This window comes from Halomarina litorea (genome assembly GCF_024227715.1).
Lineage (GTDB): Archaea > Halobacteriota > Halobacteria > Halobacteriales > Haloarculaceae > Halomarina > Halomarina litorea.
This window is the reverse complement of record NZ_CP100448.1, coordinates 902,257-917,481: the sequence shown is the minus strand read 5'-3', so window position 1 is coordinate 917,481 and position 15,225 is coordinate 902,257. Positions and strand designations below refer to the sequence as shown.

The 15,225-nt window shown below is 69.8% G+C and carries 17 protein-coding genes; 9 read left to right on the top strand and 8 right to left on the bottom strand.

Annotated elements, in window-relative coordinates; all coding sequences use genetic code 11:
• Positions 1-4 precede the first annotated feature (4 nt).
• The 5 genes from NKG96_RS05010 to NKG96_RS04990 form a co-directional block, all read right to left on the bottom strand.
• The gene (locus NKG96_RS05010) at positions 5-877 is read right to left on the bottom strand and encodes an aminotransferase class IV (protein ID WP_254537372.1); all 873 of its coding nucleotides are present in this window, start codon (positions 875-877) and stop codon (positions 5-7) included.
• Between the two features lie 61 nt (positions 878-938).
• Positions 939-1,592 carry an anthranilate synthase component II gene (locus NKG96_RS05005; protein WP_254537371.1) on the bottom strand — a complete coding sequence of 218 codons (654 nt, stop codon included), beginning with the start codon at positions 1,590-1,592 and terminating at the stop codon, positions 939-941.
• Positions 1,589-3,049 carry an aminodeoxychorismate synthase, component I gene (pabB, locus tag NKG96_RS05000; RefSeq protein WP_254537370.1) on the bottom strand — a complete coding sequence of 487 codons (1,461 nt, stop codon included), beginning with the start codon at positions 3,047-3,049 and terminating at the stop codon, positions 1,589-1,591. Before pabB ends, NKG96_RS05005 begins: the two co-directional genes overlap by 4 nt.
• Before the next feature lie 70 nt (positions 3,050-3,119).
• Positions 3,120-3,962 carry a helix-hairpin-helix domain-containing protein gene (locus NKG96_RS04995; protein WP_254537369.1) on the bottom strand — a complete coding sequence of 281 codons (843 nt, stop codon included), beginning with the start codon at positions 3,960-3,962 and terminating at the stop codon, positions 3,120-3,122.
• Positions 3,963-3,995: 33 nt separating this feature from the next.
• On the bottom strand, positions 3,996-4,787 hold the full coding sequence (locus NKG96_RS04990; RefSeq protein WP_254537368.1) for a shikimate dehydrogenase: 792 nt from the start codon (positions 4,785-4,787) through the stop codon (positions 3,996-3,998).
• Between the two features lie 129 nt (positions 4,788-4,916).
• Between NKG96_RS04990 and NKG96_RS04985 the strand changes: the two genes are divergently transcribed.
• From NKG96_RS04985 to NKG96_RS04965, 5 genes are all read left to right on the top strand, one after another.
• Positions 4,917-6,296 carry a calcium:cation antiporter family protein gene (locus NKG96_RS04985; RefSeq protein WP_254537367.1) on the top strand — a complete coding sequence of 460 codons (1,380 nt, stop codon included), beginning with the start codon at positions 4,917-4,919 and terminating at the stop codon, positions 6,294-6,296.
• A gap of 48 nt (positions 6,297-6,344) precedes the next feature.
• Positions 6,345-7,670, top strand: a complete 1,326-nt coding sequence (locus tag NKG96_RS04980; RefSeq protein ID WP_254537366.1) for a D-aminoacyl-tRNA deacylase — start codon at positions 6,345-6,347, stop codon at positions 7,668-7,670.
• A 67-nt stretch (positions 7,671-7,737) separates the two neighbouring features.
• Positions 7,738-8,946: a cell division protein FtsZ gene (gene ftsZ, locus NKG96_RS04975; RefSeq protein WP_254537365.1), complete on the top strand. Its 1,209-nt coding sequence runs from the start codon at positions 7,738-7,740 to the stop codon at positions 8,944-8,946.
• Positions 8,947-9,103: 157 nt separating this feature from the next.
• Positions 9,104-9,277, top strand: a complete 174-nt coding sequence (locus NKG96_RS04970) for a protein translocase SEC61 complex subunit gamma (protein ID WP_254537364.1) — start codon at positions 9,104-9,106, stop codon at positions 9,275-9,277.
• Position 9,278: 1 nt separating this feature from the next.
• Complete coding sequence (locus NKG96_RS04965; RefSeq protein ID WP_254537363.1) at positions 9,279-9,716, top strand: transcription elongation factor Spt5; 438 nt, start codon at positions 9,279-9,281, stop codon at positions 9,714-9,716.
• Between the two features lie 391 nt (positions 9,717-10,107).
• Here the strand turns inward: NKG96_RS04965 and NKG96_RS04960 are convergent, their stop codons facing one another.
• Positions 10,108-10,980 (bottom strand): polymer-forming cytoskeletal protein, encoded by an 873-nt coding sequence (locus tag NKG96_RS04960; RefSeq protein WP_368409280.1) that lies wholly within the window; start codon positions 10,978-10,980, stop codon positions 10,108-10,110.
• A 153-nt stretch (positions 10,981-11,133) separates the two neighbouring features.
• Between NKG96_RS04960 and NKG96_RS04955 the strand changes: the two genes are divergently transcribed.
• Entirely contained in the window at positions 11,134-11,331 is a 198-nt protein-coding gene (locus tag NKG96_RS04955; RefSeq protein WP_254537362.1) for a DUF5800 family protein, read from the top strand.
• Positions 11,332-11,383: 52 nt separating this feature from the next.
• On the top strand, positions 11,384-11,515 hold the full coding sequence (locus NKG96_RS20870; RefSeq protein WP_256558110.1) for a hypothetical protein: 132 nt from the start codon (positions 11,384-11,386) through the stop codon (positions 11,513-11,515).
• On the opposite strand, the gene NKG96_RS04950 is transcribed toward NKG96_RS20870, so the two are convergent.
• Both NKG96_RS04950 and NKG96_RS04945 read right to left on the bottom strand, forming a co-directional pair.
• On the bottom strand, positions 11,512-11,841 hold the full coding sequence (locus tag NKG96_RS04950; RefSeq protein WP_368409279.1) for a DUF7410 domain-containing protein: 330 nt from the start codon (positions 11,839-11,841) through the stop codon (positions 11,512-11,514). The two genes, NKG96_RS20870 and NKG96_RS04950, sit on opposite strands and share 4 nt — an antisense overlap.
• A 2-nt stretch (positions 11,842-11,843) precedes the next feature.
• Entirely contained in the window at positions 11,844-13,235 is a 1,392-nt protein-coding gene (locus NKG96_RS04945) for a hypothetical protein (RefSeq protein ID WP_254537361.1), read from the bottom strand.
• Positions 13,236-13,320: 85 nt separating this feature from the next.
• On the opposite strand from NKG96_RS04945, the gene NKG96_RS04940 reads away from it, so the two are divergent.
• Both NKG96_RS04940 and NKG96_RS04935 read left to right on the top strand, forming a co-directional pair.
• Positions 13,321-14,181 (top strand): cytochrome c oxidase subunit 3, encoded by an 861-nt coding sequence (locus NKG96_RS04940; protein WP_254537360.1) that lies wholly within the window; start codon positions 13,321-13,323, stop codon positions 14,179-14,181.
• A gap of 101 nt (positions 14,182-14,282) precedes the next feature.
• Positions 14,283-15,191, top strand: coding sequence for a biotin--[acetyl-CoA-carboxylase] ligase (locus tag NKG96_RS04935; RefSeq protein ID WP_254537359.1), 909 nt, complete (start codon positions 14,283-14,285; stop codon positions 15,189-15,191).
• Positions 15,192-15,225 lie beyond the last annotated feature (34 nt).

Here is a 15,225-nt window from a genome sequence, read left to right as displayed (position 1 = left end):
AGGATCAGGCGTAGCAGGTCGCCTCGACGCGGTCGTCGTAGAGGCGCGTCAGCAGTCGGGTGACGGGCCCGTCGCCCACGTCGATGCCGTCGATTGTCCCCACGGGGCGGAGTTCCCACGTCGAGTTGGTGAGGAACGCCTCGTCGGCCCCGCGCACGTCGTCCAGCGTGTACCGGCCCGTCTCGACGGGGAACGACTCCCCCTCGGCGAGGTCGAGGACCGTCCGGCGGGTGATACCCGGGAGCAGGTCGTCCGCGGCGGGCGTCTTCAGCGTCCCGTCGTCGACGAAGAAGAGGTTGCTCGTCGCGCCCTCGGCGACGTACCCCTCCGCGTCGCGCATGAGCGCCTCGTCCGGGCGGTAGGCCTCGCTCGACGCCCGCCGGAGTTCGAGGCGGGCGAGAATCCCATTGAGGTAGTTGTGCGTCTTGACGTCGGCGGGGACCGCGTTCGACGGTATCCGGCGGGTCTTCACGGACTGGACCGTCGCGGGACCGTCCCACACTGGAGTCCCCGACCGCCCGCCCCGCGGGAGGTCCTTCACGACCACCACCATCGTCGGGTCCACGTCTTCTCGGGGGGTGAGTTTCCCCGGCTGGACGCCACGCGTGACCGAGACGCGGACGTAGGCGTCCCGGAGGTCGTTCGCGTCCAGCGTCTCCGCCACCCGCAGGGCGAGGTCGTCGGGCACCGCGTCGGGCATCCCCAGTACCTCACAAGTGTGTTCGAGGCGCGCGAAGTGGGCGTCCCACGCGAACACCTCGCCGCCGTACGCCCGCAGGGTCTCGAAGGCGGCGTCGCCGTAGCGAAAGCCCCGGTCGCGGACGCTCACGGTGGCCTCCTCGGCGGGTACCAGCGAACCGTCGACGTGGTACTGCATTCGGTCGGGGTTCGCGGCCGTCGCGAGTATAGCTTGTCCATCGACGCCGGTGAGGGGAAACTCAGCGCCGGAGGTCGGCGTCCCGACCGAGCGCCGCCGCACAGAAGTTCCGCACCATCCGTCGCCCGCCCGTCGTGAGGATGCTCTCGGGGTGGAACTGCACGCCGACGTGCGGGCGGTGGCGGTGCCTGACCGCCATCAGCGTCCCGTCGTCGGCGCCGACCGTCGTCGCCGTCACCGCGAGTTCGTCGGGGAGGTCCTCGACGGTGGCACACAGTGAGTGGTACCGGCCCACCTCCAGTTGGTCGGGGAGGCCGGCGAAGATGCCTCGCCCGTCGTGGCGCACCGTCGACGGCTTGCCGTGGACCACCTCGGGGGCGTGGCCGACACGCGCGCCCGACGCGGCACAGAGCGCCTGGTGACCGAGACAGACCCCCAGCGTCGGCACGTCGAGCGAGAAGACGTCCATCGAGACGCCGGCGCTCTCGGGCGTGCCGGGGCCGGGCGAGACGACGATGCCGTCCGGGTCCATCGCGCGAATCGCCGCGCGGTCCACCGCGTCGTTTCGTTCCACGACCACCGCGGCGTGGGGGGCCGCCACGTCGAGGGCGACCAGCGCCTCCCCCACGAACTGGACGAGGTTGTAGGCGAAGGAGTCGTAGTTGTCCACGACGAGAATCGTGGGGGTCGCGTCCGACGAGTTCGGGTGGCTCATCGCCCCTCCACGCGCAGGTCGCGGTCCGCGAGCGCGGTGTCGAGGGCGTTCACCAGCGCCCGCCCCTTCGCCAGCGTCTCCTCGTACTCGCTGTCCGGGTCGGAGTCGTGGACGATGCCCGCGCCCACCCGGAGGTGGTACTCCTTCCGGTACCTGACGAGCGTCCGGATGACGATGTTGAGGGTACAGTTCCCGTCGAACCCGAACGCGCCGATGCTGCCCGTGTAGGGGCCGCGACGGGTCGCCTCCACCTCGTCGATGATAGCCAGGGTCCGGGGTTTCGGCGCGCCGGTGATGGTCCCACCCGGGAAGACGGCCGCGACAGCGTCGGCGAGGTCGAATTCGGGGCGCAGGCGACCCTCCACCAGCGAGACGAGGTGCATCACCTCGGAGTAGCGGTCCACCCGGCGGTACTCGCTCACCTCGACGCTCCCGAACTCGCTCACCTTCCCGAGGTCGTTGCGTTCGAGGTCCACGAGCATCGCGTGTTCCGCTCGCTCCTTCTCGTCGTCCAACAGGTCGCGTTCGAGGTCGGCGTCCGCCTCCGGCGTGTCCCCCCGGGGTCGGGTGCCGGCGATGGGTTCGGTCGTCAGGCGGTCGCCCGTCCGCCGCAGGAGGAGTTCGGGGCTGGCGCTCACGAGGTCACACGAGGGGAACTCCACGAGCGCGGAGTAGGGAGCCGGGTTCACCGTCCTGAGCGCGGCGTACGCCTCGACGGGGTGGACGGCGGCGGGCGCGACGAGTCGCTGTGAGACGTTCGCCTGGAAGGTGTCGCCCTCGCGGACGTACTCCTTGACCCGCCGCACCCGGTCGGCGAACGCCTCGCGGGTGCAGTCGGCCTCGAAGCGGACCTCGTCGGCGCGCACGCGGGGCGCTCCGACGCTCGGGTCGCCCGACAGCATGGAGTCGGCGAGATCGAGCGCACGGTCCCGCCCGACGTCGTAGGCCTCGCCGGGGGAGCCGAACTCGTCGAGTCGTGGGCAGGCGGTCACGCGAACCGTCGTCTCGCCGTCGTGCGGTTCCTCCCACGCGGCGACGCGGTCGTAGACGGCCAGTTCCAGCCGGGGCAGGTCGCGGTCCGCGAGGGCCGACTCGGGGATGGACTCCAGGTCGCGGGCCACGTCGTAGGAGAGCCACCCGAACGCGCCACACGGGTAGGGGAGGTCACAGTCGCCGCGAGCGAGCGTCTCGTCCGCGAGGCGGTCGGCGAGGGCGGCGAGGGCGGGGCCGTCCCCGAGGTCCACGCGGAGGTAGTCGACGGGGTCGGTGGCGAGAAAGCCCCACCCGGACTGCCCGCCGGTTGTTTCGAGGTACACGCCCGGCGTGTCGTCGCGGGCGCGGCGGTAGGCGTCGAACGGGTCGACGGTGACCGACACCTCGACGGGGACGCGCGCACCGGGCGGGGACGCGCGGGCCGTCGCGAGGAAGTCGGCCCGGTCGGTGCGGACCGTCGGCATCACCGAGAAGAGACGGAGAGCGGGTATCCGTGTTCCGGTCGTTCTGTCCGGTCGCTGTCGTCCGGGTCGCTCAGTAGTTCTTCGCGCGGCCGACCCAGCGTTCGAGGCGCTTCTCGGAGATGCCCGTCGCCTCCGAGAGGTCGGCGGGGTCGGCCTCGGCGAGGTCCGAGATGTCCTCGACGCCGGCGTCCGCGAGCGTCTCGGCGTACGCGGGACCGATACCCTTGATGCGGGTGACCGGGTCGGTCCCGTCCGCGCCGCCGGCGCTCGGTCCGGCGGCTTCGGCGGGTTCTGCCGCCTCGTCGCCCGTCTCGGCGTCTCCCGGACCCGCGGCCTCGCCGGGTTCGGCGGCGCCCTCGTCCTCCGGGGGTTCCTCGGTCATCGTCCCCGTGGAGGCGACGGCGCTCGTCTCCTCGGCGGCGGCCTCGTCGTCGGCCTCGCTATCGTCGTCGGCACCGGTGTCGTCGGCACCCTCCCCGGTGTCCGTCTCGACGGCCGCCTCGCTCTCGTCGGGTTCGGCCGCCTCGCTCTCGTCTTCGACCTGCGCTATCTCCGACTCGTCGGCGTCCACGTCGACGTCGGAGGGCTGGTCGGTCTGCGACCCGGGACCGGCCGCCTCCGCGGGTTCGGTCGCCGCGGTCGGATCGTCCGCGGGCGGTTCCTCCGTCATGGACCCGGTGGACGCGGCGGCGTCCGTCTCGGCGGCGGCCGACTCGTCGGGGTCCCCTTCGCCGGTGAACCCCTCCTCCTCCGTCCCGCTCTCGCTCTCCGAGGACCGCTCGCGTTCGACCGTGACGCCCCCTTTCGTCTTCGCGCTCGATTCCGTTCGCGACTCGGACCTCGACCGTTCGCGTTCCGACTCCGACTTCGACTCCAGTCCCAGTACCGACTTGATTTTGTCGAGGATGCTCATGTTCCGTAGTAGATAGGGGCACCCACTTAACCCTTAAAGCCGCGCCCGGAGGGCGGCGTTCATCGAATCAACCGGCGCATCCCGGCCCGTCCACCGCTCGAAGGCCGCCACCCCCTGATAGAGGAGCATCCACGCGCCGTCGATCGTCGTCGCCCCGGCGGCGGCCGCCTCGCGCAGCAAGCGCGTCTCCAGCGGCGTGTAGACGGCGTCGAGCACCGCGAGGTCGGCGTGCAACGCGGCCGCCGGGACCGGCGACTCGTCGTCTTCCATGCCGACGCTCGTCGCGTTCACCAGCACGTCCGCGTCCGCGAGGAGGTCCCCGAGGGCGGACAGCGGGTGCGCGCTGGCGTTCGGCACGTCCGCCGCGAGGGCCTCTGCCCGGTCCACGGTCCGGTTGGCGATGGCCACCCGCATCCCCTCGTCCGCGAGGGCGAAGGCGGCCGCCCGGCCCGCACCGCCCGCGCCGACGACCACCGCCGTCCCCGTCAGCGCGACGTCGTGGTGGCGGAACGCGCGCACCACGCCCACCGCGTCGGTGTTGTAGCCCGTCATCGTCGGCACGTCGACGGTGTTGACCGCGCCGATGCGGTCCGCGAGCGGGTCGGGGTCGACGAGTGCGAGGACGTCCCGCTTGAACGGGATGGTGACGTTCAGCCCGGCGATGCCGAGTGCTCGCGCGCCCTCGACGGCGTCGGCGAAGTCGTCGGGCGCGGGTTCGAAGGTGACGTAGCGCGCGTCCATCCCCAGTTCGTCGTAGGCCGCCTCGTGCATCGGCGGGGACAGCGAGTGGCCCACCGGGTTGCCGAGGAGTCCGAACACCTGCATGGTCGGGGGTTCGCTCCCCGACGGTTAACTGGTGCGTTCGAGACACCGGACGGGTCGACGGCGGTGTCGCGCGCAGCACTCGAAGGCAACCGACAAGAAAACGTACCCTCAGTGCGAGCGTCGAAGATAATGAGTAGTCGATTACGCCACCCACTCGTGGCCGTCGCGTTCGCGCTGGCTCTGACACTTCCGTGGGTCGTCTCGTCGTTGACGGGGATGGTAGAGTCGTTCTCCGAGGGCGTCGTCGTCGCGGTGAGCGGCCTCGCGGTCCTCGGCGCGTCGTTCCTCCTCGCGTGGGGCGCGGAGACGGCCGAGAAGGACGTCCCCAGGGCGTTCGCGCTGGCCATCCTCGCCGTCCTCGCCGTCGCGCCGGAGTACGCTGTCGACGCGCTGTACGCCTGGACGGCGGGCGCGAACGCGGGGACCGCACGCGGTGCCGAGGCAGCCAACCTCGCCGTCGCCAACATGACCGGGGCGAACCGCATCCTCATCGGACTGGGCTGGTCGGGCATCGCCCTGTTCACCGTCTACCGCTCGGGGAGCAGCGAGGACCCCGCGGTCGAGCAGCGCGCCGGGGCCCTCCGAGACGCGGTGAAACTCGACCGGGACATCGCTACCGAGATTACGTTCCTGCTGGCCGCGACCGCCTTCGCCTTCTTCGTCCCGCTCAGCATGGGGACGTTCAACGGGGCCGCCGGCAACGCTATCGGCGGCATCGGCATCATCGACACGGTCATCCTCGTCGGTCTCTACCTGCTGTACATCGCCATCATCATCCGTGGCGACGTCGAGGAGCACGAAGAACAGGTCGGCGTCCCGGCGTACCTCCAGTCGTTCTCGAAGGGACCGCGGATCGCGAGCGTCCTCATCCTCTTTGGGTACTCCGGAGTGATGATATTCACCGCGGTCGAGCCGTTTGCCCACGGTCTCGAACAGCTCGGGCAGGCCATCGGCATCCCGTCGTTCTTCATGATCCAGTGGATCGCCCCGCTGGCCTCCGAGTCCCCGGAACTCATCGTCGTCGCCTACCTCGTCAACAAGGCACGCTCGACGGCGGGGTTCAACGCGCTCATCTCCTCGAAGCTCAACCAGTGGACGCTCCTCATCGGCACGCTCGCGGTCGTCTACAGCATCGCGCTCGGTGCCCTCGGGACGCTCCCGTTCGACATGAAACAGGTCGCCGAGATCTGGATCACCGCCGCACAGAGCCTCTTCGCCATCGCTATCCTGACGAACTTCGAAATCACCGTCCGGGAGGCGCTGGCGTTGCTGTTCCTGTTCGTCACGCAGGTCGCAGCGGAGTTCGCCGTCATCCGGCTGTTCTCGGAGACAGTCGCCTCGACGTACAGCCTCTGGATCCTCTATGCGTACACCGTCGTCTACCTCGCACTCGGGATTGGCCTGTTCGCCACCCGGCGCAGCGAACTGCGAAAGATGGTCTCGAAGGCGGCTTCGACTGCTCGGAACGCCTTCGGCGGGTCCGAGAGCGCCCCCGGAACCGCCGACTGATCGGGACGTCCCGACACCGCTTTTACGGCCCTCGCGCGTACCCCCGCTGTGCTCGGAATCGTCGTCAGCCGTGCGGACAGCGCCTCCGTCCACGTCGGCGAGCATCTGCGCTCGCTCGCCGACTGGACCGAACACGAGGACGACTCGCGGCCCGACGCGGCGGGCGGCGGGACCGTCTACCGACTCCCGGACGCCGAACTCCGCGAGTTCGAGGACCTCCACATCTACCTCGACGGCGTCGGGGACACCTTCGCGGGCGTGGACTGCATCGCGTTCGCCTCTCGACACGCCGGGGACACCGGGAACCTCCTGACGGCCCACCACACGGGCAACTTCGGGGCCGGGGAGTACGGCGGCGAGGCGGGCCACTTCGCCCGCGCCGCCCCGAACGCGCACAAGCGGGTCGTCGAGGCGTTCGACCGCCACGTCCCCGAGGGCTACGAGGTGGGCATGGAGTGTACCCACCACGGCCCGACGGACCTCACCACCCCGTCGCTGTTCGTCGAACTCGGGAGCGACGAGTCGGCGTGGGACGACCCCGCCGGGGCGGAGGCCGTCGCGCGGGCCATCCTCGACCTGCGGGGCGTCGATCCGACGAGCGACCGCACCCTCGTCGGGTTCGGCGGTGGCCACTACGTCCCCCGATTCGAGCGAATCGTCCGGGAGACGGACTGGTGTGTGGGTCACGTGGGGGCGGACTGGTCGCTGGAGTCGATGGACGGTCCCGATCCCGCCGTCTTCCGGCGGGTCTTCGAGGCCAGCGGCGCGAGTCGCGCCGTCGTGGAGGGGGACCGTCCCGGCCTCGAATCGCGCATCGAGGACCTCGGCTACCGCGTCGTGAGCGAGACGTGGGCAAAGGAGACGACGGGCGTCCCCCTCGAACTCGTCGACCACCTCGAACGCGAGGTGGCGAGCGTCGAGGAGGGACTGCGCTTCGGGGCAAACGTCCACGACGTGGCGACACCGGCCGACCTCCGCGTCGAGACCCTTCCCGGGGAGCTACTGGACGAGGCCAACGGCATCGACGGCGACCGGGCACTCGAACGGGTCCGCGAGCACGTGGTGGCCGCCGTCACCGACGAGGCCGGCACCCGACTCGCGGGGCCAGTCGTCCTCGGCGCGGGACCCCGCGAGGCGGTGGTGGACGAACTCGTCGCCGTCCTCGCGGGGAAGTACGACGCGGTCGAACGTCGGGAGGGTGTCCTCGTCGCCCGCGAGACGGCGTTCGACCCCGAACTCGCCCACGAACGGGGGGTGCCCGAGGGGCCGGCGTTCGGGAAGTTGGCGGGCGGGCAGGCCGTCGAGGTGGACGGCGAGACGGTCGACCCCTCGTCGGTGCGCCGGGAGCGAGAAGTCCGGTTTTCGCTGTCCTGAGCGTCCGACGCGCGTCAGACAATTGGGGAAAGGTAATTATCCCACCTCCGTAATATCCCGCGCAGGTATGGACTCGCTTATCGAGGACGCCATCGACGAGGCCGAACAAGCGGAGGAGGACTCCCCGCGTGGGAACGGGGCGGGGCCAGAGGGCTCCAGGAACACGGACGCGGACGCCGGACCCGTCAACACGTCCGGGACGATGACCGACGAGGAACTCGCGGAAGTCGTCCGGGACCTGGAGACGAAGATTACGGTGTTCGGCTGTGGCGGGGCGGGCGGCAACACCGTCACCCGGATGGCCCAGGAGGGCATCCACGGGGCGCAGACGGTCGCCGCCAACACCGACGCACAGCACCTCGCGGACCAGGTGCAGGCGGACTCGAAGATCCTCATCGGCCGACAGCGCACCGGCGGGCGCGGTGCGGGGTCGGTCCCCCAGATCGGCGAGGAGGCCGCACAGGAGAACATCGAGGACATCCAGCACGCCATCGGCGACTCGGACATGGTGTTCATCACGGCGGGTCTCGGCGGCGGGACGGGTACGGGGTCCGCGCCCGTCGTCGCGCAGGCCGCACAGGAGGCCGACGCGCTCACAATCGCCGTCGTCACCATCCCCTTCACCGCGGAGGGCGAGCGACGGCGCGCGAACGCAGACGCGGGCCTCGAACGCCTGCGGAGCGTGGCGGACACGGTCATCGTCATCCCGAACGACCGACTGCTCGACTACGCGCCGAACCTCCCCCTGCAGGACGCCTTCAAGATCTGCGACCGCATCCTGATGCGCTCGGTCAAGGGGATGACCGAACTCATCACGAAACCCGGTCTCGTGAACGTGGACTTCGCCGACGTGAAGACCATCATGGAGAACGGCGGCGTCGCCATGATCGGCCTCGGCGAGTCCGACTCCGAGAATCGCGCGCAGGACTCCATCCGCTCGGCGCTCCGGTCGCCGCTGCTGGACGTGGAGTTCTCCGGTGCCAACTCCGCGCTCATCAACGTCGTCGGTGGGCCGAACATGAGCATCGAGGAGGCGGAGGGCGTCGTCGAGGAGATCTACGAGCGCATCGACACCGACGCGCGCATCATCTGGGGTGCCTCCGTCAACCCCGACTTCGAGGACAAGATGGAGACGATGGTCGTGGTCACGGGCGTCGAGTCACCGCAGATCTACGGCAAGGGCGACAGCGCACAGGAGGTCAGCGCCGAACGCGCCAAGAGCGCACACAGCGACGGCGGTGCGGACGACGACGGCGACATCGACTTCATCGAGTAATCGACCCGGCGCGGTGCGGCGTTTTCCCGGACAGTCCCGGACCGCCGAGCCACCGGGCCGCCGAACCGAATCTCGGCGGTCTGCGGACGCGTCCGACGGGCCTGCGGCTAATCACGTTGTAGAAAGATAGAAAAAGGCGCGACGGTAAGCGACGGCCATGGAAGTGCCCAAAGACCTCTCCTCGTACGTCCGCGTGCTCAAGTTGGCGAGCACACCCTCCACCGAGGAGTTCTCGCAGGTGTCGCTCATCGCGGGGGCCGGAATCGCGTTCGTCGGCTTCCTCGGCTTCATGATCTTCGTCGTCATGGCGTTCCTGCCAGGTGGCGTCTGAGATGCCCATCTACGCCGTCAAGACCACCGCGAGTCAAGAGCGCACAGTGGCGGACATGATCATGAACCGCGAGGAGGAGTCCATCCACGCCGCCCTCGCGCCTGACTCCCTGACGAGTTACGTCATGGTGGAGGCCGACGACCACAGCGTCTTCGAGCGAATCCTGGACGAGATTCCCCACGCCCGCGGCGTCGTCCCCGGCGAGTCGTCCATCATGGAAGTCGAACACTTCCTCTCGCCGAAACCCGACGTGGAGGGCATCGCGGAGGGGGACATCGTGGAACTCATCGCCGGCCCGTTCAAGGGCGAGAAGGCGCAGGTCCAGCGTATCGACGAGAGCAAGGACCAGGTGACCGTCGAACTGTACGAAGCGACGGTCCCCATCCCCGTCACCGTGCGTGGTGACCAGATTCGGGTTCTCGACTCGGAAGAACGGTAGCACTCGCGTTTCCCTCCGTCGTACTCGACCGACGAGCGACCGCACCGAGAAATCGGCCTCGACGCACGGAACTGCTTTGCGAGCGCCCGCCGTCTCACTTACGCTCCTCGCAGTCTGTGCCGCGTGTAGCGCGCTTGACGCCTCCGACGCGTCCCCCACGGTCCAGCCCACGCCCGCGCCGGTCCCGACGGACGAACCGGCGCCCACGGCGACTGACCCCGCCGACAGGACGACGCTCCGCATCGACAACGACTGGAGTAGCCCGGCGGCCGTCGTGGTGTACCTCTTGGAGGGCGAGCGAGGGCGCTCTCGCGGAGGAATCGGTCGGGGAGGAGGGCAGGCGCATGGCTCGACTAACCCGAGAACTGACAAGACGGTTTCGCCGGGGCGCTCACTCAGCTTCCCGGATGAACTCCTTGACGATGGACATCTCGCCGCGGGCGCGGATGGCCCCGTCGACGGCGGCGTCGTCGTGCAGCGAGAGGTCGTCGCAGGCGATGTCGCCGAGAATCTCCGCGCCGGGGGCGATGCGGACCGTCCCGCGACGGGTGGTCACGTCGCCGTGGATTCTGGTACCCTCGCCGACGGTGATGTCGCCCTTGGCGCGGAGACTGCCGAAGACGTTGTTGTCCTCGCCGACGACGAGCGAGGCGGCCCGGAGGTTGCCGTGGATGCGGCAGTCGTCGCCGACGACGGCGGGCGTGGAGACGCGCCACGCGTCGTCCGAGACGTTCGACCCGCGCGGGACGACGAGGGGGTCCGGTTCGTCGCTCTCCTCTTCGTCGTCCTCGGGGTCGCCGAGAAGTTCCTCCGCGGCCTCGCGGGCCTTCTCCTCCTCGCCGATGCGCAGGAGTTGCGAGAGGTAGACGAAGAAGAACACGACGGTCGGCATGGGGTTGCGGATGACGATCCAGCCGTTGGCCTCGAACCCGCGTTCGATGTCCACGTCGTCGCCGATGTCGAGGTCACCGCTGACCATCAACTGCCCGCCGATGGCGGTTCGCTCGCCGATGTAGGCGTCCTGCCCGACGAGGACGTTCCCATCGACGGTGTTCCACATGTCGAGGCGGCAGTCGCCCTCGGCCTCGATGTCGCCGCCGAAGGAGACGCGTTCGCCCGCGACGACGGTCCGGCCCCTGACCCCGAACTCGACGGTGCTCTGGCCGCCGACGATGATGTCACCCTCGGTCACCAGGTCGCGTTCCTCGACGGTCGTCCCGTCGGGAATCTCCAGTCGGTCGAGCGGGTCAGAGCCGAGCGGCACGGGTAGTCGTTGCCGCGGGCCGTAATAAACTCCACGCGAACGTCTGCCGCGCGTCTGACGCGGGCGGAAGTGACCGACCGCGAGGCGACGACGGGCCACGTGACCAGTCCGCAACGCTAGCTGTTTTTACCGGCGCACCGACTACCCGCCGGTATGACTGTTCTCTCGTTCGACGAGACGGGCGTCGACGTCGTCTACGAAGGGACCGAGTTCAGACTGGAGAAGGCACTCATCGAGGAGGCCATCGGGAAGTCCTACCCGGACGTGACCGACCACGAGGTGCTCCAGATGGTCGAGGAAGCGCCCTCGCTGAGCGGCGAACCGCGACGCATCGGCGACATCATCGCCTGAGTGGGCGCGAGCGCAACGACAGACCTTTGCTCCGCGCCACACACTCCCGCGCATGGACCTCGCCGAGTTCGACCACCCCTCGTTCGTCACCGCCGCCGCAACCGCCGGGAGCTACCTCCTCATCCTCACCGCGATGACCGTCGCGCTGTTCGGCATCCCGTACCTCGTCTTCCTCGCCCTCTAGGTGACGAGGCCGTAGACGATGAGGAAGGTGAAGTAGACGAGCACCAACACTCCGAGCGCCTGCAGGCGGAACATCCGCAGGTCGGCCTCCTCGCCCTCGTACGCCGCCTCGAACGCCTCCCGTTCCGCCTCCGTTATCTCTCCCTCGTGGTCCAGTCCCCGGTGGAGCGCCAGCCACGCCTCGCGGGCGAACGGCCGACCGCAGTACCCGCAGGTGTGCGGGCCGCCCTCCGGGTCCGGCGTGTGGTCCGCGCTCACGGGGGCCGTCTCGGGGGTGGTCTCTCGGGGGGTGGTGTCGGAGGCGTCTGCGGTGGTGTCCGTGGACATGGTCAGAGGTACGGCGGGTCGATTGCGGGCTGTGAGACGATGAGCAGACTGGTCATGGTGTAGAGGATCATCACCGCGGTGAGCGGGTACTGGCTCCGGATGGCCTGCATCCGGCCCGGAAAGAGGGCGTAGGCCGTCGCGTGGGCCACCCAGATCGCCAGCAGGTGGCCCACGAGGACGAACAGCAGTTCGAGGCCGCCCACCCACGCCGGCAGGACGAGGTACTCCGGCGGCGGCGGCGAGAACGGCGAGAGGAGCGCCCCGACCAGCATCGGGAGCAGCGAGAGGAAGTACCCCAGGTAGTGCGCGAGGTGGTAGCCCGCCGCAATGGCGAGCAACGAGGGGGCGAACCGCCGGGCTATCTCGCCCGCCGCGAGGTAGGACTCGGCGTACTCCCGACCCTTCCGTGCGGCGAGGCGGAACGCCCCGAGGAACAGCACGTAGCCGACGACGAGCGCCAGCGGGTAGAGGAGCGCCGGTGGAAGCCCCGCCTCGACCAGCGGCGTCACGAGCGTGCGCCAGACGGGCGTGGCGACGAAGCCGTCGTAGGTCGTCACCCAGACGAGGGCGACGACGAATCCCACCTCGCTCGAATCGACGGCGAGGCGGGATTCGGTGAGCGCCGACCCGGGCAGGCGGAGTTCGAGGCCCGACTCGGTCCGGGAGACGGGGGCGACCCGGCCGTAGTAGGCGAACACGCGCGAGACGGGGTCGACGCGGCGGAACCAGACGCCCTCGCCGACGACGAGAACGCCCCCGAGGGTGACGACGGTGTAGGCGGCGACGACGACGGTCAGCAGGCGCGGGTCGTCGGCCAGCGGGCTGACCACCTCCACCCAGATGAGCAGGAGGAGGCCGACGACGCTCGGCCACGCGCCGAGTCGCTCGGGGTAGTCGTAGCCGAGGCTCGGGAGGTACCGGCCGACGGTACGCCATGGGTTGAGGACGGGCCACGCGTCCCCGACGAGGTAGGTGGTCATGGCGAAGCCGGCCCACCACCCGCCCCAGACGACGAGGACGGCGAGGTTCTGGAGCGGGTCGACGGGACCGACCCAGCCGACGACGAGGACGGCGAGGAGGCCGACGACGCCCACGAGTCGGGTGGCGGCGACCAGCAGGTCCCGCGCGGGCAGCGAGAGAGCGTCGCGGGCGCGGTGGACCGACCGGACGAACGCCCGGTCGGTGGCGAAACTCGCCAGCAGGAACGACGCGCCGACGGCCCCGCCGCCGGTCGAGAGGAAGAGCCACGTCGGGATGGCGAGTTCCTGCTGGTTGCCCCGCAGGGTGCCCCCGTGAGCGAGCGCCGGGCCGGCCGCGACGGCGAGCAGACAGCACGCGAGGGCGAACGCGCGAACCCCTCGCGAACCGAGCCGTCGGACGACCCTCCGGTACATGGTCGGGATAGGGTCACCCCGAAGGAGTACCTTCCGACTCGCGGGCTTTGGGAGGGTTTTTGACGACTGGCACACAAGCGAGCCTATGGCTACAGAAGAAGCGGAAGACCACGGCGGGCACCACCTCCCCGCCGTCGAGGACTGGCCTCGCGGCTTCGGCGAGGCGAGCTGGTGGCCCTTCGTGACGGCCATCGGCGGCGCAGGCTTCTACATCGGTGCCGCACTGTTCCTCCTCGGACAGGGCGATGGCGCACTCGTCGGGCCGCTCGTCGGTCCCGCCGTCTTCATCGGTTCGACAGTGGTGTTCCTCGCCGGACTGTACGGCTGGCTCTACCACGCGTTCATCGTCAACTTCTGGGAGGGCGAGGCGAGCGAACACGGCTCCAGCCGGCTCAGGATGGCGATGATACTGTTCCTCGGGACCGAACTCTCCACCTTCGGGGCCGGGTTCGTCTACTTCTTCTTCATCCGCGCGGGCACGTGGCCCCCGACGGGTGCGGAGATGCCCCACCTGCTGGGCTCGCTGGTGCTCATCAACACCGCCCTGCTGGTGGCGAGTTCGTTCACGCTTCACTACGCGCACACCGCGCTGCTGTCCGGTAACCGTTCGCGGTTCATCGGCTTGCTCGTCGTGACGCTCCTCCTCGGCGTCGTCTTCATCGGCGGGCAGGTCTACGAGTACTACGAGTTCATCGTCCACGAGCACTTCACCCTCACCGAGGGCGTCTTCGGGTCGGCGTTCTACGGCCTGACGGGCCTGCACGGCCTGCACGTCACCCTCGGCGCGGTGCTCATCAGCATCGTCCTCATCCGGGCGCTGTTCGGCCAGTACTCCGCCGACCGTCACACCTCGGTGTCGACCGTCTCGATGTACTGGCACTTCGTCGACGCCGTCTGGCTGTTCCTCGTCGTCGTGCTGTACGTCGGCGCGGAAGTCACCATCTGACGGCGCGACTCACTCCTCCGTTCGTTCTTTCTCCTCGCCCGACCAGCGGCCGCGCTCGCGCGCGGCGGAACGCTGATTGACCATTGACTCGGACTCCGACCGTGACCTTCGACGAGGACCGCCTCGCCGCCATCGACGCCCCCGTCCGTGTCTTCGGCGAGGTGCCCAACACGACCGACTGGGTGCGCCGCCGGGGCTTCTCGGGCGCGCCACACGGGACGTTCGCCGTCGCGGAGGCGCTGACCGCCGCGGTGGGCCGCACCGGCAACGACTGGAGCGCGCCCCCCGGCGGCGTCTGGTCGAGCGTGCTCCTCCGGCCCGAACTGGACGCGGAGACGGCGGGCCGACTCACCCTCGCCAGTGGCCTCGCCGTCCTCGACACCGTGCGCGCCTTCGGCGTGGACGCGGCGCTGAAGTGGCCGAACGACGTCGTCGTTCCATCAGGAGCGACGGCCAATCAGACGCAGTCTGATGCTGTCGTCGTTCCATCAGGAGCGGCGATCGGTGGTGGGGAGTCGGCCGTCGGGGACGACCCTCGTCCCGCGAAACTGGCGGGCGTTCTCGTCGAACGGGTCGCCGACGACGTGCCCGTCGCGGGCAAGGCGGTGAGCGACGTACTGGACGGGCCGGCGACCCTCCAGTTCGTCGTGGTCGGCGTTGGCATCAACGCGGACCTCGACCCGTCGGCCCTCGCCACGGACCGCCCGGTCACGACGATGCGCGCGGCGGTCGGACCGGTCGACCGGACGGCGGTGGCCCGCGAACTGCACGCCAACCTGCTCGCGCGCGCGGGCGAGGCCGAGACGGAAGCGGGCTACGCGGCACTGCGCGAGGAGTGGACCGAGGCCGCGGCCACCCTCGGGGAGCGGGTGGTCGTCCACCGCGACGGCGCGGACCCGGTGGTGGGCGTGGCCCGCGAACTGGACGAGACGGGCGGTCTGGTGGTCGAGACGGACGACGGAGGGGTCGTCGTCACCGAGGGGGAGTGCGAGCGACTGCGGCGGGGCTGAGCCGTCGCTGGGGATTCGTGAAAACAGTAAGTGA